Raw genomic sequence first — 20,303 nt, forward strand, 5'->3', positions numbered from 1 at the left:
GGTGGAGGCGATGCCGATGCGGCTGCCGGGCTCCGCTCCATCGCAGGAGGAGGCCACCGGCGCGGTGGTCCACTACCGCACGGACCAGCCCGTAGGGTTGGCCGTCCTCACCCTTTTGTCCGTGGCGGCCGTGGTGGGCGGGCCGTACGCTCTGGCACGTGAACTCGGTGCGCCGCAGTTCCTGGTCAATCCTGCGGCTTTTGTCCTGGTAGTTCTTTACATATCCCGTTTCGCGACTCGGAGCGTCACGCGGACGGCCGCCGGCCGCCTGACCGTCCAAGGCCATCGGTACGGCATCGACCGGCGGTACAGGGCCGAGCTCGACGTTCACCAGGTCACCGCAATCCACCGCCTCACCTGGGCGCGGCTGAGTTTCGGCTCGGTGCGGATCCACGGGGACGGTGGCATGGTCAAGTTGCGGCCCACTGTGCGGTGCGTCTCGAAGCCGAAGGACTGGATCCGGCAGAACCGTGTCACCGGAGCCGGTACGGACCTGCAGAAACTCGTCTACCGGATGCTCCTGATCAATCCATCGATCAGCGTCAAGGGCATCGCGGCCCCGCTCTACCTCGCCCTGGATGGTCGCCGCTACCTACCGTTCTAGCGCCGGCCGAGCCGCCCCCGCCGGAACACCCCGTCCCTCGGCGTGACCGTCCGCCACCAGCCGCAGCGAGCCGACGATCCGGCGATCGAAACCCGCTGGTCGCTGCGAACGGTCTGGGCCGCCCTGATCCGGCACGAGCTCGAACGGGTCGAGTCCAGGCGCAGAGCCGGTGCCCCCTGGAGGGATCACGATCTCGTCCTCCACCGGGGGACGGTTCCCGGCACCGCCCAGACCGTCCACCGCAGGCAGATCCGTCACCCAGCGAGCCGAAGCCGTAGACGGCCCTGGTCCGGGACGGGACGAGGCTCCCCCAGAACGCCCACAGGCCCCTGCTCCGGGCTCGGAGTGGGGCCTGACCTGGTGTCCCCTGGGGGACGGGTAGCTCCCGCGATTGGACTCGAACCAATAACCTGCCGGTTAACAGCCGGCTGCTCTGCCGATTGAGCTACGCGGGATCGTGCGGTGTGGTGTGAGGGGTTCCTCGCACCGCGGCGGAACCAGATTAGCGCATCCGGACAGGTGCTCGCGCACCTATACCAGGGGGTGCGACTGGCCCCGTGTTCGCTGGGTATGGGGGTGGGACCCGAGAGCACGGAGGATGTCATGAAGATGAGGATTCCGTTCATCGCAGGTGCCGCGGTCGGCTACGTGCTGGGGACCAAGGCCGGCCGGGAGCGTTACGAGCAGATCGTCCAGCAGTCGCGGAAGCTGGCCGAGAACCCGCGGGTGCAGGAGACCGCCGGGGTGCTGCGGGCCAAGTCTGGGGAGCTGGCCGGCACCGCCAAGCAGAAGGCCGGCGACGCCAGGCACAAGATGGGCGGCAAGCGGCACGCCGAGCACGGTGAGCGCGCCGAGCACGGCGGGCCACAGACGCGGACGGAGACCGGCGGCGGGTTCGCCAAGACGTCCGCGGAAGCGACCGGGACCGGGACCCCCACCGAGACCGGAACCCCCTCGGGAACCGGGGCTCCCTCAAGCTCGTCCAGGATGCACTGAGGCGGGAGCGAGGCCCCCGGGGCGGACCTAGAGCCCTAGAGCCCTGTCTGGCGGCGCAGGTTCTCCAGGAGCTGCTCGGCCTGGGCGCGCAGCCCCGGGTCGTCCGGGTCGAGCCCGGCTTCGAAGACGAACGACCAGCGCAGCTCACCGGTGGCGGGCGAGCGGCGGCCGGTGATGCGGACCTTGCCGCCGCCGGGCAGGGCCGCCGGGTGGTTGACCACGATGGTGGAGGTGACCCGTTCGCGGATGGTCTCCGGGACCGAGCCGGGGTCGGGGAGCCCGACGTGGTGGGCGGGGCCGCCGGAGGTCTCGTGGACGGACAGGCGGCCCTTGTCCCAGGTGGCGCGGTCGATGCGTTCCCACGGCAGGCGGACGAACCCGCCGTCGCCGGTGGGCAGGTGCAGCGCCACCCCGGTGGCGACGACATAGGAGCCGCCGCGGGTGGGGGCGAAGGCCAGGGGGCGCTCGCCGCGGACCAGATCCAGGGCCTCCCGCACGGATGCGGGGAGCCGGTTGCGGGTGAACGACGGCAGCATGCGCCCCACCGTACCCATTAGGCGGCCCGGTGGGCGTGGCGGGCGCCGAGCAGATCGAGGACGAGCGAGGCCGACCAGCTGTAGTCGTGGCTGCCGCGGCCGGTGCCGTCGAACGGGTCGAAGTACTCGCGGAACCCCGACTGGCGGACTAGCCGCAGGGTGGAACCGTACAGCAGGTCGGCGACCACGGTCAGGCCGTGCCCGGTCGCGCCCAGCCACAGCAGCCAGTTGGTGTTGATCCAGGTCGGGCCGCGCCAGTAGTCGCCGCGGTCGAAGCAGGCCGACTGGATGTCGCAGGTAGGCACCGGGTATCCGGCCGCGCCCGCGAACCTGGCCGACAGCAGCAGTTCCACCAGGGCGCGCAGGGCGGGACCGGGCAGGTCGGGGTCGAGCAGGGGCCCGAAGGCACCTGCGGTGACGACCGGGATGAGGCGGCCGGTGCGCAGGTCCAGTGCCCGGAAGCAGCCGCTCTCCCGGTCCCAGAGGCGGTCCAGCAGGGCGCGGTGGATGCGCTGCGCCCGTTCCCGGTGCGGCAGCGGATCGTGCCCGGTGATCTCGGCGATCTCGGCGAGCGCGTGGGCCGAGGCCAGGTAGACGGCGTTGAACAGGGGGTCCTCGGCCGCGAAGGGGTGGTCGTCGCGCAGGTGACCGGGGTGGTAGCGCGCCTCGCGCAGCAGGACGACCAGCCGCACGTAGCGGTCGTGCTCCTCGCCGACAAGGCCGATGGGCAGGTTGCGCCGGGTGCGGTCGGGCGCGTACGCCAACGGCGGCAGGTCCAGGGCGGCCAGCGGCCGATCCCAGACCGGGCTGTTGTCCAGGCCGGACTCCCAGGGATGGCAGATGGCCGCCAATCCCGCGCCGCCCAGGTCGCGGTGGCGGGCCAGGTAGCCGTGCTGGGCGGCCAGCGGCGGATAGATCCTGGCCAGGAAGTCGCGGCTGCGTTCGGCATCGGCCGAGAACTCGTGCAGCCGCAGGGCCGCCAGGGCGTGCAGCGGCGGCTGGGTCAGACCGGAGGTGTCCAAGTCACGGGGCGCGCCCGGGATCGTGCGGCTGCGCCACAGGTCGGGCCCGGGGAAGTAGGCGTGCCGGGCGACGTGGGAGTTGAAGACGATGTGCGGGAGCAGCCCGTCGGACCACTGGCCCCGGAACACCGACAGCAGTTCGCGTTCGGCGCGGTCGCGGCGGTGCCGGGCCAGGCCCATGCTGATGAACGCCGAGTCCCAGCTCCACTGGTGCGGGTACAGGCCCGGTGAGGGAACGGTCCCGCACCCGGTCCAGTTGTCGTCCAGGACCTGGGCCGCGGCCCGCCACAGCGCGGTCTCGTCACCGGTCAGACGAGGGCTCATGCTCCCAGGGTGACCCTCCGGTAGCCTCCTGCCTAGAGTCAGCGCCGATCGGTACCGATCGGTTCCGGTACGGGATCGCGCCGCGCCCGTGTCACAGGAGGTCGGGCTGCGGAAGGCGGCGCCAGGGGCCGGTGGCCGGGATCTTGGTCGGGTCGAGCACCCGGTCCAGCAGACGGCCGGCGATCTCCTCCCCCGCAGCGACGCCCCGGGTGACGGTGACGGCGGTGTTGGGCGCGTTCCAGCCGGTCTCGGCGAGCTCGCCGTGCGCGGGGCGCAGCGCGATGTCGGCCGCCTCCAGCAGCTCGATGTCCAGCAGCGAGTCCCCGGCGGCCAGCATCCGGTCGGCACCGGTGCGGCGGGCCACCTCCGCCGCGGCGGCGGCCTTGGTCAGCCCGGCCGGCAGGCAGTAGATCTTGCGGCCCTGCAGCGAGGTCCGCCAGCCCCGTTCGGCGCACCAGCCGGACAGGTCCTCCACCCAGCCCGCCGGGAGCGTCGGCCGGTCCACCACCGCGTAGCTGAACAGGCCGGAGGCGATCCGCAGCTTCAGCACGAACGCGCCGCCGATCCGGGTCAGGTGCTCGTGGACCTCGGCGAGCTCGGCCCCGGTGGCGCGGGCGCGCACCTGTGCAGCCCAGTCGGCGTCGTCCACCCCGTCCACCAGGATGTGGCCTCCGTTGGCGCAGATGGCGTACGACGGGGGCTTGCCGAGGAGCCGGACGCGGCGGTACTGCTCGGGCGTGCGCGTGGTCGTCGGAACGAGCGTGGTGGCCTCGGCGAGCCGCTCCAGCAGCCCGGCCGCCGTCTCCGTCACGTAGGACAGCGGCTTGGCCTGGTAGTGCTCCACGCACAGCAGCCTGGGCAGGGTCTCGTCCGGCCCCGCCAGGTGGAGGGCGGCGGCGGAGTAGATGAGGGTGCGGTCCAGGTCGGTGCACACGACGGTCTTCACTGGGCGCCGCCCTGGCCGAAGCGGGGGTGGATCAGGCCCGCGCAGGCGTAGGGGAACGCGTCCGGCTCCACCTCCACCACGGGGACGCCTCGTTCCTCCGCCAGCAGCCTGATGTGCGCCAGGTCGCCGCTCGCCAGCGCGTCGGAACGGGCCAGGATCTTCCAGGGGACGCGGCGCAGCAGTACCCGGGTCGTCTCCCCCACTCCCGGCTTGACCAGGTTGAGGTCGTCGATGCCGTACCGCTCGCCGATCCGCCGGACGGCGGCCCAGCCCGACCAGTCCGGCGTGCGGTCGGCCTCGCGCAGGGCCGGCCAGTCGCGGGCGACCCGCTCGGCGACCTCGCCGAACCGGGCGCAGACAGCGTCCAGGAAGAGCGCCGACACGTCCGCGGCGGCCAGTTCGGCGTAGAACTTGGCGCCGTGGAAGTCGTCCGGCCCGATCAGCGTGTCGTTGAGCACGGTACGGCTGACCAGGCCGGAGACGGTGGAGTTCAGGCAGGCGGACGGGATGAGGAAGTCGTCGCGGGTGCCGAAGATCTGGGCGCAGCGCCCGGGGTCGGCCAGCACCGCCAGCTCGTCGGAGAACGTGATCCCGGTGGCGCGGGCATGGGCGGACAGGGCGGCGGTCAGCTCCCGGGTGATGGCACCCTTGCCGGTCCAGCCGTCCACGAACATGACCGAGGCCGGGTCGTGGTGACGGGCCAGGTAGCGCAGCGCCACCCGGTCGATGCCCCGGCCGCGCACGATGCTCATCGTGTAGTGCGGCAGGTCCAGCCCGTGCGCGATGCGCGCCCAGCGCCGGATCAGCACGCCGACCGGGGTGCCGGCGCGGGCCAGCGACACCAGCACCGCCCCGCGGCCCCGCTCGGCGAGGATCATCTCAGTGATCAGCCCGACGGCGTGGGCCAGCCGGGACGCCGAGGCGTCCAGCGCCTCGTGGAACAGCCGCAGGTACCGCGGGCCGGGCTGGTACTCCACGGGCAGCGACTCGGCGTAGTGGGCGCGGCCCGCCTGGATCGCCGCCTCCCGCTCCTCGGCGGGCGCCTCCAGCCGGGCGTGGGACAGGTCCTTCAGCAGCCAGGCGACGTCCTCGGCCGGGTAGCTGCCGAAGTCCGGCCCGTACAGCGGCCGGGGCAGGGTCTGGACGCTCAACGGGTCCCCTTCCGGACGGGCGTGTGGACGGGCACCGCGGCCACCACGACCGGGGCGATCTCGCGCAGCCGGGCCAGCAGCCCGGCCCGCATGCCCGGCGTGTCACCGGCCTTGTCGACCACCAGCACGATCGCGTCGAACGCGCGGGACGGGTCGGCGCCCGCGGCCACGTTGTAGGCGTAGCGCTCCCCCGGGCCGTCGGCCGGATCGTCGTGGGCAGGGAACGCCAGCCGGGTCCGGATGGCGTATCCGGGCTCGTCCACGGCCAGCACCGGGGAACGCGTCGTGGTCGAGTACCGCACGTCCACGGCGGGCAGCAGGTCGGCCAGCGCCTCGGCCAGCCGCAGCGGCGCGTACATCAGCTCCTCGAAGCCGAGCACCAGCACCCGCCGGGCCCGGCCGGGCAGTGCCTCGGCGAGCGTGGTGGCCATCGCGGGCAGCTCCTTGTCCAGCCGCTCGCGGTGCTCGGGCATGAAGCCGTGCCGCCCGCCCTCGGGCAGGTCGCCCGGCCAGCCCGGGTCGACGCGGACGACGGGGTGGTCACGGCCGGGGAGCGCCGCCGTGGGAGGCGCGGCGGCGGTGGCAGCGACCAGCGCCTGACCCGCCTCCAGCACGTCCGGCGGCAGCTCCACCCGGCCGGACACCAGCGCCACCGCGTCGATGCGCGTACCCAGCTCGTCGGCGAAGGCCGCCATCCGCGCCCGGTCCCGTGGCCCCCGCACGTCCACCAGGGCGGCCAGAACGTAGCGGTCGCGCGGGCGCAGGGCGTGCAGCGCACGGATCGTGTTGAGCACCGTGTTGCCGGTGGACAGCTCGTCGTCGACCAGCACCACCGGCCCGTCCGCCTCCATCAGTGCCCGGTCGGCGGGCAGCAGCAGGTGGCTGGTGGCGTGGCTGTGCTCCTCCTCGAACCCCCCGTAGGGCGGTATCCCGGCCACGGGACGGCGGGTCGAGTGCAGGTAGCCGGCGCCGCCCAGCGCGTCGGCCACCGAGTGCCCCAGGGCCGTCGCGGTCTCGGCGTACCCGATCACCAGGGCGCCCATCGGCGCGCCCTGGCCGGCCAGCAGAACGTCCCGCAACCGCGCCGCCGCCCGCCCGGGTGCCGCGCCGCCCGGCATATCGGCGGCGCCGGGCGAGCCGGTGGCGCTGTGCAGACCCGGCGGCAGGCTCGTCCGGGAGTCCGACGCCCGGCCGCCGAACCCGGCGGTACCGAGATGCGAGGACGACCGTGCGTTCCCCTCCTCCCCCTCCGCCGGCCAGAGCCGCAGGTCGTCCCCTGCGCTGGGGGTCGTCTCCTTGATCGGGACGCCGCCCGCCGCCTGGTCGGCCAGCGCGGCGCGCAGGGCATGGCCCGCGGCGGCGGCCGTTCCGGCGGGCAGGTCGGTGATCAGGCGGCCCAGCAGCAGGCCCGCACCGTGCACCAGGCGGGGGTCGGTCGGCACATGCTTGCCCAGCACCGCGGAGACCAGCAGATGGGCGCGGCGCGGGTTGCGGCGCACCGCCAGGCCGACCAGATCGGCCAGCCCGACGCCGAACGGGCGGTCACCGTCGGCCAGCCGTACCCCCAGGCGCTCGGCGACCCAGGTCCCGTTCCAGCCGCTCACCGGCCGCCCGCCGCTTCGAGCAGTTCCACGAACGTGACGTCCTCGGCCGCCACCCCGAACACCTGGGCGCGCAGCATCAGCCGCTCGGCCCACGCCCGGTGCGGCTTGGCCTCGTTCATCTTGTTGGCGTAGGCGCTGGCCATCGCGCCGCCGCCGGTGACGCCGAGGATGTCGGCGGCGTCGCAGTACTCCTCGTGGGTCACCACCGACAACGCGTGCACGGCGGCGACATGGGACGGATGGATCACAGTCTTGCCGATCAGCCCGTTGGCCTTGTCGAGGTGCACCTCGCGGATCAGCCCGTCCAGCTCGGCACTGATGATGTTCTCCCGGAGCGTGGTCGCGTCGCGCCGCTCGAACGGCGCCTGTCGTAGCTGGGGCTTGAACAGCCGTTCCCCAGCGGAGAAGTACTCCCACACCGGGCCGGTGACCACGAAGCCGCTGCCGTCGGCCCGGCCCAGCACGTTGACCACATCGGCGATCACGCTGGCCACCGGATGGATGTCGTAGATCGTCAGATCGGGCGGCCGGCGCAGGCCGTAGGCGGCGCACAGGTCGGTGGCGCCCAGCCGCACCGCCAGCACCAGTTCGGCGTGCTTGGCCAGCAGCCGCGCCACGTCGTGCAGCATCTCGGTACGGGTCTCCCGGTAGATCGCCTCCCGGCTCTCGATCACCGGCATGGCCAGCAGCCGGCGCGCGGCCAGCGGCGCGGTCTGCTCCAGCGCCTCCAGGAACGCTCCACCGGTGGCGGCGGTGAACTTCGGCAGCACGAACCCGCTGACCAGGTCGACCGCGTCGCCGAGCCGCCGGGTCAGGTCGTCGATCTGCTCGGGGAGGCGGACCCGGATGAACAGCAGCGGGGCGGCGGTCCCGGCGGCGTGCACGGTGCGCAGTTGCCCCACCAGGTTGGCCTCGGCGGCGGGCACCTCGTCGTCGGGGATGGCGTCCTCCAGGCACACCACCATGCTCATCACCCCGCGGCGGGCGGCCTTGGCGATGTCGCCGGCCAGGGTGGGGCGGGTGGCCGGGCTGTAGAGCGTGGCGCCGAGCGCCACCGCCAGCAGGGCCGGATCGGCGTCGCGGCCGAACGACCTCGGGTGCCGGAAGAACAGGTGCTTGCGCCGGGCGGCGGAGACGTGGTCGAAGTGTCGCATGGAAGCGATCCCTTTCCATGGTCTAACGGGCACGTCCCGACGGCCCCGGCCCGAACCACCCTTCGGAACGATATACGGGGGGCTGTACCGAATAGCACGTTTTGGATATGTGCCGGCCGTCACCTCGGCAGGACGGCGAACATGCCGAGGGCCGGTGAACCGTGAGTCCACCGGCCCTCGGCATGCACGATCACAGATGTGCCGACACCGCCGGCAGCAGATGCTGGAAGGTACGGCCGGTGGCGGTGGCGCCGATCGCGGTCATCGACCAGTCCCGCCCGTCCCGGGTCAGCTTCGCCATGATCTGCGCGGTGTGCGGCCCGGACCCCGACAGGTCGTAACGCGCCAGCTCCTGCCCGGTGGCCTCGTCGACCAGCCGGCAGAACGCGCCCGCGATCTGGGAGAAGTCCTGGCCGGTGAAGGAGTTGACGGTGAACACCAGTTGGGCGATGCCGGCGGGCAGGGCGACCAGGTCCACGTCGATCGACTCGTCGTCGCCCTGCCCCGCACCGGTGAGGTTGTCGCCGGTGTGCTGAACGGACCCGTCCTTGCTGCGCAGCTGACGGAACCAGACCGCGTCGACGAGGTTGCCGGAGGGATCGAACAGCAGGCAGGAGGCGTCGAGGTCGATCGACTGCCTCCTCCTGCCGAACAGTCCCCTCCGGACGACCGCGTCCCAGCCCAGCCCCATCCTGACCTTGCCGAGCGTGCCCCCGTCCGGCTTGGCCAGTGAGACCTTCTGCCCCTTGTGCAGCGAGATGGACATGGTCGGGTTCATCCCTTCGTCAGTGACTAACTCCCTGACACACCCGTGGGATGCAACTCCTTGCCCTCGCCGGCCTCGTCGCCGGGCTCACCGTCGCCCTCTCGCCGGTTGCGCAGCACCGAGGACAGGAACGCCGCGATGATCAGACCCGCGCCGAGCCCGCCGGTGATCCACTCGGGCACGTGGGAGCCGATGCTGATCAGCATGCAGGCCGCCAGCGCGCCGATGGCCCAGTGCGCCCCGTGCTCGAGGTAGACGTACTCGTGCAGGGTGCCCTTGCGGACCAGGAACACCGTCAGCGACCGGATGTACATGGCGCCGATGCCCAGGCCCAGCATGATGACGACCGGGTCGGTGCTGATCGCGAACGCCCCGATGACCCCGTCGAAGGAGAACGAGGCGTCCAGCACCTCCAGGTAGAGGAACAGGAAGAACCCGGCCTTGCCGGTGGCCAGCACCAGCCCGTTGGGACCGGTGCCCCCCTTGCCCTCACCCTCCTCGCCGAGATCGCCCCCGTCGGCGAACAGCTCGCCCAGCCCGTTGACCAGGATGTAGGTCACCATGCCGAGCACACCGGCGATCATCACCTGGCCGGGGTCGTCGGCGAAGTTGCCGGCCACGAAGGCCAGCGAACCGCCGGCGACGACCACCGACAGCTGGTCGAGCTTGCCGATCCGGGCCAGCGGCCGTTCCAGCCACGGCAGCCACTTGTCGGCGCGTTCCTCGAACACGAAGTCCAGGAACAGCATCAGCAGGAACATGCCGCCGAAGGCCGCGATCATCGGATACGCCTCGTGCATCCGGTCGGCGTACGCCTCGTGGTCGTTGAACGCCAGGTCGATGGCCTCGATCGGGTTCAACTTGGCGGTGATCCCGACGATCAGCAGCGGGAAGACCAGCCGCATGCCGAACACCGCGATGGCGATACCGATGGTCAGGAAGATCTTCTGCCAGAACGGGCTCATCCGGTCCAACACCTTGGCGTTGACCACGGCGTTGTCGAACGACAGCGAGATCTCCAGGACGGCGAGGACGGCCACCAATGCCAGTCCGGCCGGGCCGCCGTACAGCAGCGCGGCGACCAGGCCCAGGGCGGTGACGGCGAACGACCACCCGAAGGTGCGAAGAATCATGAATGTGTTTCTGCTAGACGTGGCGGGGAAACGTCAGCGTGTCAGCCCACGTTGACGCCGAAGTCCATGGCGATGCCGGCCAGGCCCGAGGCGTACCCCTGGCCGACCGCCCGGAACTTCCACTCTGACTGGTAGCGGTACAGCTCGCCGAAGACCATCGCGGTCTCGGTCGAAGCGTCCTCGGTCAGGTCGAAACGGGCCAGCTCGGAGTTGTCGGCCCGGTTGACGATGCGGATGAAGGCGTTGCGGACCTGGCCGAAGCTCTGTCCGCGGTTATCGGCGTCGTAGATCGACACCGGAAAGACGATGCGCTCACACTCGGCCGGAACCTGGGTGAGGGTGACGTTGATGACCTCGTCGTCCCCCTCGCCCTCACCGGTCAGGTTGTCACCGGTGTGCTCCACCGAACCGTCCGGGCTGCGCAGGTTGTTGAAGAACACGAAGTGCTGGTCGGAGATGACCTTGCCGGCGCTGTTGAGCAACAGCGCGGAGGCGTCCAGGTCGAAGTCCGCGCCGGTGGTCGCGCGGACGTCCCAGCCCAGGCCGACCGCCACCGCGGTCAGGTTGGGCGCGGCCTTGGACAGTGAGACGTTACCGCCCTTGGCGAGGGAAACTCCCATGGTCGGGCTGCTCCTACTCCGTTGTGGTGCCTGTGATCCCTTGCGTGTCCCCCGATGCCGGCCCCTGGTGCGCGGGGCGGGCGGCCGCAGCCGGATGTGCGGCGGAACGCGATCGCCTGGTCCGGATCCCCGGGGCCGGGCGACCCGGTCAGAGGTTGACGCCGAAGTCCGTCGCGATGCCAGCCAGCCCCGAGGCGTACCCCTGGCCGACCGCCCGGAACTTCCACTCGGCGCCGTTGCGGTACAGCTCGCCGAAGACCATCGCGGTCTCGGTGGAGGCGTCCTCGGACAGGTCGTAGCGGGCCAGCTCGCTGCCGTCGCCCTGGTTCAGCACCCGGATGAAGGCGTTGCGGACCTGGCCGAAGTTCTGCCCGCGGCTGTCGGCGTCGTAGATCGACACGGCGAAGACCACCCGCTGCGCCTCGGCGGCCATGCCGGCGAGGTTCACCTTGACCTGCTCGTCGTCGCCCTCGCCGGCGCCGGTGAGGTTGTCACCGGTGTGCTCCACCGAGCCGTCGGGGGTCTTCAGGTTGTTGAAGAACACGAAGTGCTGGTCGGAGAGCACCTTGCCGGAGGCGTCCACGACGATCGCCGAGGCGTCCAGGTCGAAGTCGGTACCGGTGGTGGTGCGCACGTCCCAGCCCAGGCCCACGGTGACCGCGGTCAGACCCGGGGCCTGCTTGGTGAGCGAGACATTGCCGCCCTTGCTCAGACTGACACCCACAGTACCTCCTGGATTGATCTTCGAATCGCCGTCGGCCGAGGTCCGACATCCATAAGACGTCGTGGCGATGCTATCCGTTCCCTTACCGTCCGTCCGCCCCCGAATAACAGAACCGAACCGCCCCCTGCCGGTGAACACATCGCCCGATGTGGGCGAGACTGGGGGACGTACCGGACGCGGAACGAGCGGCGGAGGCGCAGTGCGGGGAGCGGGCGAGCAGCGTCGGCGCGGCCGCCGTGACACGGCCGCCCAGGCGGCCAGGACGGCCGCGCTCGCGGCGCGGGAGAGCGCTGCGAGCGCCTTCTACGAGATGGACCAGGCGCAGCGGTACGTCGGGGGGCGGGTCACCGTCTTCGCCGACCTGGACCCGGCCGCCGCGGTCTCCGCCCAGCGCGAGTTCGCCGCTCTCGACGAGCGGGCCGACGCCGCCTCCGCGAGCTATATCGCCGTCCTGGACTCCCACGACCTCAACGACGAGGAACGGTCCGCGGCCGAGTACGACGCCGCGCGCCGGGCCCTGACGGCGGTGACCGAGGGGCTCACCAAGGCCACCGCGGACCTCAACGGCTTCGCCGCCCGGCTGGGCACCCGGCTGGCCGGCCTGGAGGCGGCGCTGGACCAGCTGCCGCCCCGGCTGACGGCCGCCCGGGACGCGGTGGCGGCGGCCGAGGAGGCGGTCTCCCGGGCCCGGGCGGCCGGGCTGGACGCCGAAGAGCCGGCGGCCGGGCTGACCCGGGCGCGCGACACGCTGGCCCGGCTGTCGGCGCAGGGGCTCGGCGGGCTGGGCCTGTCCGGGGCGCTGGATGCGGCCGAGGAGGTGCGGCGGCTGGCCGAGGCCGCCCGCGAGCAGGCCGAGGAACTGCCGAAGGCGGCCGAGAAGGTGCGCCACTCGCTGGCCTCGGTGCGTACCCGGGCCCAGGTGGTGGCCGGACGGGCCGGGCCGGTGCGGGAGGCGATGAGCCGGCTGCTGCGCGGCTACTCGCAGGCCTGCTGGCAGGACCTGCGAAACGCGCCGGCGGCGATCGAGGAGGGGGTGGCCCGGGCCCAGGAGCGGATCGCCGAGGCCGAGGCGCACGTCGGGCACGGCCGGTGGCGGCAGGCGCAGCAGGCGGTGACCGCCGCGCGCACCGAGCTGAGCGCCGCCGATCGGCGGGCCGGGCAGGTCACCGGCCGGCTGGCCGAGCTGGACGCCGCCGCGGCCGATCCGGCCGGACCCGCCGAGGCCGCCAGGTTCGTGGTCCGCGACGCCCAGAAGCTGGTGGTCACCGCCGGCTCGGCGATCTCCCCGCAGCACGCCCGGACCTTGGACGGGCTGGTGGAACGGCTGGAGGCCGCGCCACAGCGGCTGCGCGGCGCCCACCCCGACTACTGGGCCTACCTACGGGAGCTGGAGTCGATCAAGACCGCCGCCCGCGACGTCGTCGAACGGGTCCGGGCCGAACGCGCCGGCCGTCGCTGACCCCGGTCCCACCGCCGGGCGAACGGCACGACGTCTCTGCGGACCCACCGCCGGGCGAACGGCCGCCGGCCGATGACCGGGCCGCTGCTCGCCCGCGCCGGAACCGACCTGGACGCCGCCAGGGGGCGGCCCGGCCGGTCACCTCGGGTTGTCGCCGTGCAGGCCGATCGTCAGGTTGCGGCCGACCATGGGCGGGCGGCCGGGCTGCGGCTCCACGTACGGCGGCGGGGCCGGCTGGCCCTGGGGGCCGGTCTTGGCGTACTGGTGCTGACCTTGCGCCTGGCCGTGGGCGGGCTCGGCCACCACGGCGGTGCCGTAGGCGCACACCTCGTGGCCGCCCCGGCCGCCGCCGACGAGGGCGTTGTCGAAGCACATGCCCACAACGGCGTTGGCGCCCATCCGCTGGGCCTCCTCGGCCAGCCGCTGCACCGCCTCCCGGCGGGTGGGGGCCAGGCCGAGCCCCGGCTGCTCGCCGGTCGACCTGCGGAAGGTGCCGCTGCTGGGCGACGGGCCCGGGACCATGCCCTGATCGTTGTGCACGGCCACCCCGAGCACCGGGCCGAGCACCCTGCGGATCTCGAACCCCGGCAGGCCATCAGTCGTGACGATCAGCATGCTCTCCACCGTAGACGACCGGTGGACGTTCATGTCCCGTCAACGACCTCTTCGACCACGCTGGTGCCCGATCCCGGCTGGGACTCCCACTGCCAGGTCTCCTCCAGCCTGAGCCGCCCGTCGTCCAGCACCCGCACCACCGACACGCAGTGGCCGTTCGCGGTCTGCCCCTCGACGTTGAGCTGGCTGTAACGGAAGTCGAGGCGGTCGCCGTCGCGGGTGCCCACCAGGTGGCCGCGCCGGATCGCGCCGCCGCTGTAGGCGGCCCAGATCTCACCGTCCCGCTCGTGGTACTCGAAGGTCGTGCCGGTGCCGACCTCACCGCCGGTCACGTCGGCGACCGCGCGAAACCGCCTGCCGTCCAAAGAGGGAGCCGTCATAAGAACGATCCTAGGGACGGCTCCCTCCCGGACGTCAGTCGAGGTACTCGCGCAGCATCTGGGCGCGGGAGGGGTGGCGGAGCTTGGCCAGCGTCTTGGACTCGATCTGGCGGATGCGCTCGCGGGTCACCCCGAACTCGCGCCCGACCTCCTCCAGGGTGCGGGGATGGCCGTCGGTCAGGCCGAAGCGCAGCTGGATGATGCGCTGCTCCCGCTCCGACAGCGTGCACAGGATGTCCTCGAGCTGGTCCTGGAGCAGGATGAACGCCGCGGCCTCGATGGGGACCACCGCGTCGGCGTCCTCGATGAAGTCGCCGAGGTCGGAGTCCTCCTCCCCAATCGGCGACTGCAGGGACACCGGCTCCTGCGCGATCCGCTGGATCTCCATGACCCGCTCGGCCGACAGCCCCATCTCCTTGCCGATCTCCTGGGGGACGGGCTCGCGGCCCAGGTCCTGGTGCAGTTGCCGCTGCACCCGCACCAGCTTGTTGATGGTCTCCACCATGTGCACCGGGATCCGGATGGTCCGGGCCTGGTCGGCGATCGCCCTGGTGATGGCCTGGCGGATCCACCAGGTGGCGTAGGTGGAGAACTTGAAACCTTTGGTGTAGTCGAATTTCTCGACGGCGCGGATCAGTCCGAGATTGCCCTCCTGGATGAGGTCGAGGAACAGCATTCCCCGGCCCACGTAGCGTTTGGCGATCGAGACCACCAGGCGCAGGTTGGCCTCGATGAGGCGTTGCTTCGCACGAGCTCCCTCCCGCGCGAGCAGTTCGAGGTCGAGCCGTTCCACCGGGGAGATGATGGCCGCCCGGGCCAGTTTCTCCTCGGCGAACAGTCCCGCCTCGATCGATTTGGCGAGTTCGACTTCATCTTCTGCCGTCAGCAGCGGTACGCGCCCGATCTCCCGCAGGTAGATCCGGACCAGATCGCTCGTCGGCGCCCGCTTGCCGAGATCGCCCTCGTCAGCTCGCGCGAGATCCTCGCTCTCCCCCGGAGACTCGAGAACCTCCACCCCCTGCTCGGCGAGCATCCAGACGACCCGGTCGAGCGAGTCCGCCGGCAAATCGGAACGATCGATCGCGGCGGTGACGTCGTCGACGGTCACACCGCCGCGTTCTCTTCCACGCGCGACGAGGTCCGCCACCTGGTCAACCGATGGCGCTTCGCTTGGCAGCACCGAAGGGCCCACAGTGACAGTGTGCGGCAAACGAGTGCTAGATCACAGCACCCATTTTCACGCGAAGTGTGCTATGGCGACCCGATGGCACGCTCACGCATCACACGTCGCTGCTGCTCAAGGGCCACCAGATCGCCGAACAACCGGTTGTAGTCCTCGGGCCGCTCGACCGGATTCAGCCGTTCGAGTTTAGCCTTCAGCGCGGCGATCTCACTGGTGAGCTGGCGCTCCCAGATTCGGGCGAGTAGCTCGGCGGCATATCGGTTGTCCGTTTCCCCGGAGAGCCGCAGCGGCTCCACCGCGAGCCGGGTGACCAGCGCCGCCACCTGCTCGCTGGGCGCCTCCTCGCGCAGCCGCACCGCCCAGTCCGTCCCGTCGGCCGCGGCCGTCCCGCCGGCCTGGGCGATCAGCGCGCGCACGGCGGCGTGCGGCGGGGCCGTGAACGCCGACTCGGGCAGCTCGTCGAAGGCCGGGCCGAGGGTCGCGGGCCGCTGCACCGCGAACTTCAGCAGCTCCCACTCGCGCTGCACGTCCGGGTCGGCCGGGTCCTGCCGCGGCCCCTGGGGCGCCGGCCGCTCGGCGGCGCCCGCCCGCTCCCGGCCGCCCGCCTGCCGCGGCCCGCCGCTCTGCTCGCGGACGCGGCGCAGCACGAACTCCTCGTCCATGATGCCCAGCCAACGGTCCAGGCTGGCGGCGTACATCTTGCGCAGCCCGGCGTCCTTGATGCCCGCCACCACCGGGGCGGCGGCGTCCAGGGCGGCCAGCCGGCCCTCGTTGCTGCCCAGGTCGTAGCGCTCGATGGTGGCCCTGATCACGAACTCGAACAGCTGGGTGCGGGAGGCGACCAGATCGCGCACCGCCGCGTCCCCGTGCTTGAGCCGCAGGTCGCACGGGTCCAGCCCGTCCGGCTGCACCGCCACGAAGGTCTGCGAGCCGAACCGCTGGTCCTGCGCGTAGGCGCGCAGCGCCGCCCGCTGCCCGGCCGCGTCGCCGTCGAAGGTGAAGATGATCTCGGCCCGCGCGTCCGGCTGGTCCATCAGCAGCCGGCGCAGCAGCTTGGTGTGGTCCTCACCGAAGGAGGTGCCGCAGGTGGCCACCGCGGTCGGCACCCCGGCCAGGTGGCAGGCCATCACGTCGGTGTAGCCCTCCACGATCACCGCCTGGCGGCGCCGCGCCATCTCCTTCTTGGCCAGGTCCGCCCCGTACAGCACGGTGCTCTTCTTGAACAGCGGCGTCTCGGGGGTGTTGAGGTACTTGGGCCCGTCGTCGTTGTCGTACAGCTTGCGCGCGCCGAACCCGATCACGTCGCCGGTCATGTCGCGGATCGGCCACATCAGCCGTCCCCGGAACCGGTCCACCGGCCCGCGCCGCCCCTCCCGGGCCAGCCCGCCATTGATCAGCTCCCGGTCGCTGAACCCGCGTCCCCGCAGGTGCCTGACCAGGGCCTCCCACTCGCGGGGCGCGTACCCCACCCCGAAATGCTCGGCGTGCGCGAGGTCGAACCCCCGCTCGGCCAGGAACCGCCGGCCGATCGACGCGTCGTCGGAGGCCAGCCGTTCGGCGTAGAACTGGGCGGCGGCCTTGTGCGCCTCCACCAGCCGGGCGCGTTGCCCGTCCTGGCGCGGGCTGTAGCCGCCCTCCTCGTAGCGCAGCTCAACGCCCGCCTTGGCCGCCAGCCGCTCGATCGCCTCCGCGAACGTCAGGTGCTCCATCTTCTGCACGAAGGTGATGACGTCGCCGCCCTCACCGCAGCCGAAGCACCAGTACAGCCCCCGGGAGGGGGTCACGTTGAACGACGGGGACTTCTCGTCGTGGAAGGGGCACAGGCCCTTCAGGTCGCCGCCGCCCGCGTTGCGGAGCTGCAGATACTCCCCCACGACGTCGGCGATCGGCGACCGCTCACGGACGAGCGCGATGTCCTCGTTGCGAATCCGGCCTGCCACGCCGCGAGTCTAGTCCCGGCGTCCGACATCCCGGGCCGTCCCGTAACACGGGTCACGGTGGGCATATTGACCACCATGACGAGATCCATCGTGTGGGTGAAGCCCCAGGGGGCTGAACTGGCGGAGGTGGCGTTCGAGGGCGGCTCGCTGACCGCCTCGGGCTGGGCTCTCGGAGGCGACCCGGTGCCGTACCGGCTGGAGTACGAGCTGGCGACGGTCGACGGGTACGTGACGTCGACGCTGCAGGTCCGGGTGGAGGGCGTCGATCCGGACAGCGGGCCGTGGCGGCGTTCGATCGAGCTGGTCAACGGCCCGGACGAGGTGTGGACGGTGCGGGCCAAGGCCGAAGGGCATGTGGCGCTGCCGCCGCCCGGCGGGGACGCCGCCGCCGTGCGGGGCGCCCTGGACTGCGACCTGGGCCTGTCGCCGCTGACCAACACGATGCCGGTGCTGCGGTCGGGGCTGCTGGAGGGCGGCGGGCCGGTGGAGTTCCTGACGGCGTGGGTCTCGGTGCCGGACCTGACGGTGACGCCGTCCCGGCAGACCTACACGTTCGTCCGCCGGGACGGCGAGCACGCGATCGTCAACTTCGCCGTCCCCGGTTTCACCGAGGACATCGTCTTCGACCGGGACGGCCTGGTGGTGGACTACCCGGGCATCGGGCGGCGGACCGGCCCCTGAGGGGCGTTCAGCGCACGCGGGCCGCCCCGCCGGGGGGCTCTCGTCCACCGGCGGGGCGCCCTGCTCAGCGGTGGCGGTAGGCGGCGACCACCTCCACCTCGACCAGCCAGCCCTGGACCGGCAGGTTCTCGATCTCCAGCGTCACCCGGGCCGGCCGGGCCGGGTTGACGTACAGGGGCGGGGCGGGCGCCGCCGTGCCCAGCGGCACGTTGACGACCTTGCCGGTGACCAGGTCGGTGTTGGCGTAGAACTGGCGGTAGGCGCGGTTCCAACCGGCGAAGTCGGCGGTGTCGGAGCCCGGCGGGTTGCTCAGGTAGGCGCGCATCGAGATCACGTCGCGGGGGGTGAGCCCGGCGGCCTGGAGGTTGGCGCTGATCTGCCTGAGCGCGTTGATGGACTGGGCCTCGGTGAGGGTGACGCCCGGTGGCAGGGCGCCGCCGGGGAAGTCGACGTAGCGTTCGGGCGTCCCGGCGGGCGCGGAGGTGTTGGTGCCCGCCGGGCCCAGGCCACTGGAGGTGTAGGTGGTGACCAGGGAGCCGACGCCGACGCCGTTGGCGATGGACGGGTTGCTCTGCCCCTCCGGCAGCGCGACCTTGACCTCGGTGGGCTTGGGCGGCTTGGGCTTGCGCTCGGGGGCGGCGGAGGCGGCCCCGCCGAAGCCGACCAGCATGGTCAGGGCAACGGCCCCGGTAACGATCTTTCGACGCATCGTTGTCCCCTCTAGGACTTCAGCACTCGCTGGTGGAGCTCGGACACGACCTTGCGGGCCGACTCGAAGGAGCCGTGCTGCCAGGCGATCTCATAGCTGAGCCAGTCGCCGCAGTAGTAGACGTTGCCCTGGGCCTCGTTGAGCAGCTTGTACTCGGCGCCCCGGGAGGGCCAGCTGATCCAGCCGCCCTCGATGTGCTCCTGCCGCTTCCAGGCGATGGACACTGACGCCGCGATGTCCTTGCGGTACTTGTCCCCGTGGATCTTGGCGCCCTGGTTGAGCGCCCTCGTGAGCCGCTGTTCGTGGGTCATGGCCGCGTATGTGTCGGCGGCGGCGCCGAAGTTGTAGTAGCCGATGAGCAGCCCGCGGCGGTCGTTGTAGCCGTAGGACGGGTACCAGATGGTGGCCAGGTCCAGGTCGGTGTTGGTGATGCCGCCGTAGATGTTGTCCTCCAGCTCCCACCAGCGGCTGCGGTACTCCAGCCCGATCTTCCCGGTGGCGGCCGGGACCGGGGTGGACAGCGCCGCCTGGACTCCGGCGCCCAGGTTGTGCGGGATCTTGGCGAGGATGTTCGGCGGCAGCGTGGCGATCACATAGTCGGCCTCGGCGACCTTGGTGCGGCCGCCGGCGACGTACTCGACCCGCACCCCGCTCGCCAGGTTGGTGATCTTGGTGACTTTGGCGCCGGTCTTGATCTTTCCGTGGCCGACCGCCCTGGCCAGCGCCCTGGGGATGGCGTCCATGCCGCCGACGGGCTGGAACATCAGCATCGCCTGGCTGTAGCCGAACTCGAAGGAGAATGACCGGCCGACGCCGCTGGCCAGCACCTCCGACAGCGACGGTGGCGGCCCCAGGGGGGTGCCCGCCTGATGTCCGGCCCCCGGGTCGACGGTGTAACCGCGCCGGTCGGTGCCGGTGTAGGCGTAGCCACTGGTCTTAGAACCGATCGCGCCGAAGCCGGACAGGAACGACAGCAGCCGTTCCTTGTCGGTGGCGGTGAGCCGCTGGTCCAGGGCGCCCTGGTCGGTGGCCTTGGCGAGCAGTTCGGAGATGTAGCCGAACACGTCCGCCTTGGCGGTGCGCCATTTGACTGGGGCCTTCATACCGGCCGACTCGTTGTAGATGAGGGCCTCGGCGTTGGAGTTGGTGAAGACCTCCAGCGGGACGCCCAGTTCGCGGCAGTAGTCCATGGTGGTCATCCACTGCGCGATACGGGCGGGCCCGGCGTTCATGTACTGGCCGTCGCTGAACCGGACGCGCTGGGTGGCGCCGCCCATCTCCGCCAGCCGGTCGCCGCCCCGCAGCGTGCGGTTGCGCCCGCCGACCCGGTCCTGGGCCTCCAGGATCGTGCAGTCGTATCCGGCCTTGCCCAGCTCGTAGGCGGCGGCCAGCCCGGCCACACCCGCCCCCAGGACCAGCACCTTCGCGGCGCCCCGGCCGCGCAGCCGGAAGTCCGAAGGGCTCGGCGGCTGGAAGGGCACCTTGGTCGCGGCCTCCGCCGAGGGCGCCAATCCCAGCGCTCCCATGGTGGCGAACATCGCGCCCGCGCCGCCGGTCGCGCCCACCCGGGTGAGGAAGGAGCGCCGGCTGTATCCCTGCTGTTGTTCCCTCGTCGGCAAGGGACACCTCCAAGATCTCGACGCCCGGAGTCTCGGACTGTCCCATTTCGCCCAAAATGCGAGCCCGTAAGGGGCGCGTTACCAAAAGATCACCACCTCGGCCACGGAACCCGAGGCCAGTCACCGGCCCCCTTCCC

20 protein-coding genes and 1 tRNA gene are annotated in these 20,303 nt (G+C 71.9%); 4 read left to right on the top strand and 17 right to left on the bottom strand.

Annotated elements, in window-relative coordinates:
• Nucleotides 1-10 precede the first annotated feature (10 nt).
• Nucleotides 11-604: a hypothetical protein gene (locus tag C4U03_RS17830; protein ID WP_146087429.1), complete on the top strand. Its 594-nt coding sequence runs from the start codon at nt 11-13 to the stop codon at nt 602-604.
• A gap of 382 nt (nt 605-986) precedes the next feature.
• On the opposite strand, the gene C4U03_RS17835 is transcribed toward C4U03_RS17830, so the two are convergent.
• A tRNA-Asn gene (locus tag C4U03_RS17835) sits at nt 987-1,059 on the bottom strand.
• 148 nt (nt 1,060-1,207) lie between these two features.
• Here C4U03_RS17835 and C4U03_RS17840 point away from each other — a divergent pair.
• Nucleotides 1,208-1,600, top strand: a complete 393-nt coding sequence (locus tag C4U03_RS17840; RefSeq protein ID WP_103938923.1) for a YtxH domain-containing protein — start codon at nt 1,208-1,210, stop codon at nt 1,598-1,600.
• Nucleotides 1,601-1,635: 35 nt separating this feature from the next.
• Here C4U03_RS17840 and C4U03_RS17845 read toward each other — a convergent pair whose 3' ends face one another.
• The 10 genes from C4U03_RS17845 to C4U03_RS17890 all read right to left on the bottom strand — a co-directional run bounded on the left by C4U03_RS17845 (nt 1,636) and on the right by C4U03_RS17890 (nt 11,580).
• Entirely contained in the window at nt 1,636-2,136 is a 501-nt protein-coding gene (locus tag C4U03_RS17845; RefSeq protein ID WP_103938924.1) for a hypothetical protein, read from the bottom strand.
• Between the two features lie 17 nt (nt 2,137-2,153).
• Nucleotides 2,154-3,482, bottom strand: coding sequence for an MGH1-like glycoside hydrolase domain-containing protein (locus tag C4U03_RS17850; protein WP_103938925.1), 1,329 nt, complete (start codon nt 3,480-3,482; stop codon nt 2,154-2,156).
• 91 nt (nt 3,483-3,573) lie between these two features.
• Nucleotides 3,574-4,428 (bottom strand): HAD family hydrolase, encoded by an 855-nt coding sequence (locus C4U03_RS17855; RefSeq protein WP_103938926.1) that lies wholly within the window; start codon nt 4,426-4,428, stop codon nt 3,574-3,576.
• Nucleotides 4,425-5,579, bottom strand: coding sequence for a cysteine protease StiP family protein (locus C4U03_RS17860; RefSeq protein ID WP_103938927.1), 1,155 nt, complete (start codon nt 5,577-5,579; stop codon nt 4,425-4,427). The genes C4U03_RS17855 and C4U03_RS17860 overlap by 4 nt, the downstream gene beginning before the upstream one ends.
• Nucleotides 5,576-7,183, bottom strand: coding sequence for a phosphoribosyltransferase family protein (locus C4U03_RS17865; protein ID WP_103938928.1), 1,608 nt, complete (start codon nt 7,181-7,183; stop codon nt 5,576-5,578). Before C4U03_RS17865 ends, C4U03_RS17860 begins: the two co-directional genes overlap by 4 nt.
• On the bottom strand, nt 7,180-8,337 hold the full coding sequence (locus tag C4U03_RS17870) for an HpcH/HpaI aldolase/citrate lyase family protein (RefSeq protein WP_103938929.1): 1,158 nt from the start codon (nt 8,335-8,337) through the stop codon (nt 7,180-7,182). Before C4U03_RS17870 ends, C4U03_RS17865 begins: the two co-directional genes overlap by 4 nt.
• A gap of 190 nt (nt 8,338-8,527) precedes the next feature.
• The gene (locus tag C4U03_RS17875) at nt 8,528-9,103 is read right to left on the bottom strand and encodes a TerD family protein (RefSeq protein ID WP_103939147.1); all 576 of its coding nucleotides are present in this window, start codon (nt 9,101-9,103) and stop codon (nt 8,528-8,530) included.
• Nucleotides 9,104-9,129: 26 nt separating this feature from the next.
• Nucleotides 9,130-10,236: a DUF475 domain-containing protein gene (locus C4U03_RS17880; RefSeq protein ID WP_103938930.1), complete on the bottom strand. Its 1,107-nt coding sequence runs from the start codon at nt 10,234-10,236 to the stop codon at nt 9,130-9,132.
• A gap of 41 nt (nt 10,237-10,277) precedes the next feature.
• Nucleotides 10,278-10,856 carry a TerD family protein gene (locus C4U03_RS17885; RefSeq protein ID WP_103938931.1) on the bottom strand — a complete coding sequence of 193 codons (579 nt, stop codon included), beginning with the start codon at nt 10,854-10,856 and terminating at the stop codon, nt 10,278-10,280.
• A gap of 148 nt (nt 10,857-11,004) precedes the next feature.
• Complete coding sequence (locus tag C4U03_RS17890) at nt 11,005-11,580, bottom strand: TerD family protein (RefSeq protein WP_103938932.1); 576 nt, start codon at nt 11,578-11,580, stop codon at nt 11,005-11,007.
• 199 nt (nt 11,581-11,779) lie between these two features.
• Here C4U03_RS17890 and C4U03_RS17895 point away from each other — a divergent pair, with 199 nt between their 5' ends.
• A complete protein-coding gene (locus C4U03_RS17895) occupies nt 11,780-13,039 on the top strand; it encodes a molecular chaperone DnaJ (protein ID WP_103938933.1) in 1,260 nt (419 codons plus the stop codon).
• A gap of 138 nt (nt 13,040-13,177) precedes the next feature.
• Here C4U03_RS17895 and C4U03_RS17900 read toward each other — a convergent pair whose 3' ends face one another.
• The 4 genes from C4U03_RS17900 to dnaG all read right to left on the bottom strand — a co-directional run bounded on the left by C4U03_RS17900 (nt 13,178) and on the right by dnaG (nt 17,157).
• Complete coding sequence (locus C4U03_RS17900) at nt 13,178-13,654, bottom strand: YbjQ family protein (RefSeq protein ID WP_103939148.1); 477 nt, start codon at nt 13,652-13,654, stop codon at nt 13,178-13,180.
• A gap of 29 nt (nt 13,655-13,683) precedes the next feature.
• Complete coding sequence (locus C4U03_RS17905; protein ID WP_103938934.1) at nt 13,684-14,034, bottom strand: hypothetical protein; 351 nt, start codon at nt 14,032-14,034, stop codon at nt 13,684-13,686.
• Between the two features lie 34 nt (nt 14,035-14,068).
• On the bottom strand, nt 14,069-15,214 hold the full coding sequence (gene rpoD / locus C4U03_RS17910; protein WP_200827301.1) for an RNA polymerase sigma factor RpoD: 1,146 nt from the start codon (nt 15,212-15,214) through the stop codon (nt 14,069-14,071).
• A gap of 71 nt (nt 15,215-15,285) precedes the next feature.
• Nucleotides 15,286-17,157 carry a DNA primase gene (gene dnaG, locus C4U03_RS17915; RefSeq protein WP_103938936.1) on the bottom strand — a complete coding sequence of 624 codons (1,872 nt, stop codon included), beginning with the start codon at nt 17,155-17,157 and terminating at the stop codon, nt 15,286-15,288.
• Between the two features lie 75 nt (nt 17,158-17,232).
• Between dnaG and C4U03_RS17920 the strand changes: the two genes are divergently transcribed.
• Nucleotides 17,233-17,838: a putative glycolipid-binding domain-containing protein gene (locus tag C4U03_RS17920; protein ID WP_103938937.1), complete on the top strand. Its 606-nt coding sequence runs from the start codon at nt 17,233-17,235 to the stop codon at nt 17,836-17,838.
• A gap of 64 nt (nt 17,839-17,902) precedes the next feature.
• Here C4U03_RS17920 and C4U03_RS17925 read toward each other — a convergent pair whose 3' ends face one another.
• Both C4U03_RS17925 and C4U03_RS17930 read right to left on the bottom strand, forming a co-directional pair.
• Nucleotides 17,903-18,547 carry a Rid family hydrolase gene (locus C4U03_RS17925; RefSeq protein ID WP_103938938.1) on the bottom strand — a complete coding sequence of 215 codons (645 nt, stop codon included), beginning with the start codon at nt 18,545-18,547 and terminating at the stop codon, nt 17,903-17,905.
• Nucleotides 18,548-18,558: 11 nt separating this feature from the next.
• Nucleotides 18,559-20,166 (bottom strand): flavin monoamine oxidase family protein, encoded by a 1,608-nt coding sequence (locus C4U03_RS17930; RefSeq protein ID WP_235017943.1) that lies wholly within the window; start codon nt 20,164-20,166, stop codon nt 18,559-18,561.
• Nucleotides 20,167-20,303 lie beyond the last annotated feature (137 nt).

This window comes from Thermomonospora echinospora (assembly GCF_900108175.1).
Lineage (GTDB): Bacteria > Actinomycetota > Actinomycetes > Streptosporangiales > Streptosporangiaceae > Thermomonospora > Thermomonospora echinospora.

Coding starts and splice junctions, on each gene's coding strand:
- C4U03_RS17845 (WP_103938924.1), bottom strand. CDS start 2,136: ATGCTGCCGTCGTTCACCCGCAACCGGCTCCCCGCATCCGTGCGGGAG.
- C4U03_RS17900 (WP_103939148.1), bottom strand. CDS start 13,654: ATGCTGATCGTCACGACTGATGGCCTGCCGGGGTTCGAGATCCGCAGG.
- C4U03_RS17905 (WP_103938934.1), bottom strand. CDS start 14,034: ATGACGGCTCCCTCTTTGGACGGCAGGCGGTTTCGCGCGGTCGCCGAC.
- C4U03_RS17840 (WP_103938923.1), top strand. CDS start 1,208: ATGAAGATGAGGATTCCGTTCATCGCAGGTGCCGCGGTCGGCTACGTG.
- C4U03_RS17830 (WP_146087429.1), top strand. CDS start 11: ATGCCGATGCGGCTGCCGGGCTCCGCTCCATCGCAGGAGGAGGCCACC.
- C4U03_RS17920 (WP_103938937.1), top strand. CDS start 17,233: ATGACGAGATCCATCGTGTGGGTGAAGCCCCAGGGGGCTGAACTGGCG.
- C4U03_RS17875 (WP_103939147.1), bottom strand. CDS start 9,103: ATGTCCATCTCGCTGCACAAGGGGCAGAAGGTCTCACTGGCCAAGCCG.
- C4U03_RS17885 (WP_103938931.1), bottom strand. CDS start 10,856: ATGGGAGTTTCCCTCGCCAAGGGCGGTAACGTCTCACTGTCCAAGGCC.
- C4U03_RS17925 (WP_103938938.1), bottom strand. CDS start 18,547: ATGCGTCGAAAGATCGTTACCGGGGCCGTTGCCCTGACCATGCTGGTC.
- C4U03_RS17850 (WP_103938925.1), bottom strand. CDS start 3,482: ATGAGCCCTCGTCTGACCGGTGACGAGACCGCGCTGTGGCGGGCCGCG.
- C4U03_RS17880 (WP_103938930.1), bottom strand. CDS start 10,236: ATGATTCTTCGCACCTTCGGGTGGTCGTTCGCCGTCACCGCCCTGGGC.
- C4U03_RS17870 (WP_103938929.1), bottom strand. CDS start 8,337: ATGCGACACTTCGACCACGTCTCCGCCGCCCGGCGCAAGCACCTGTTC.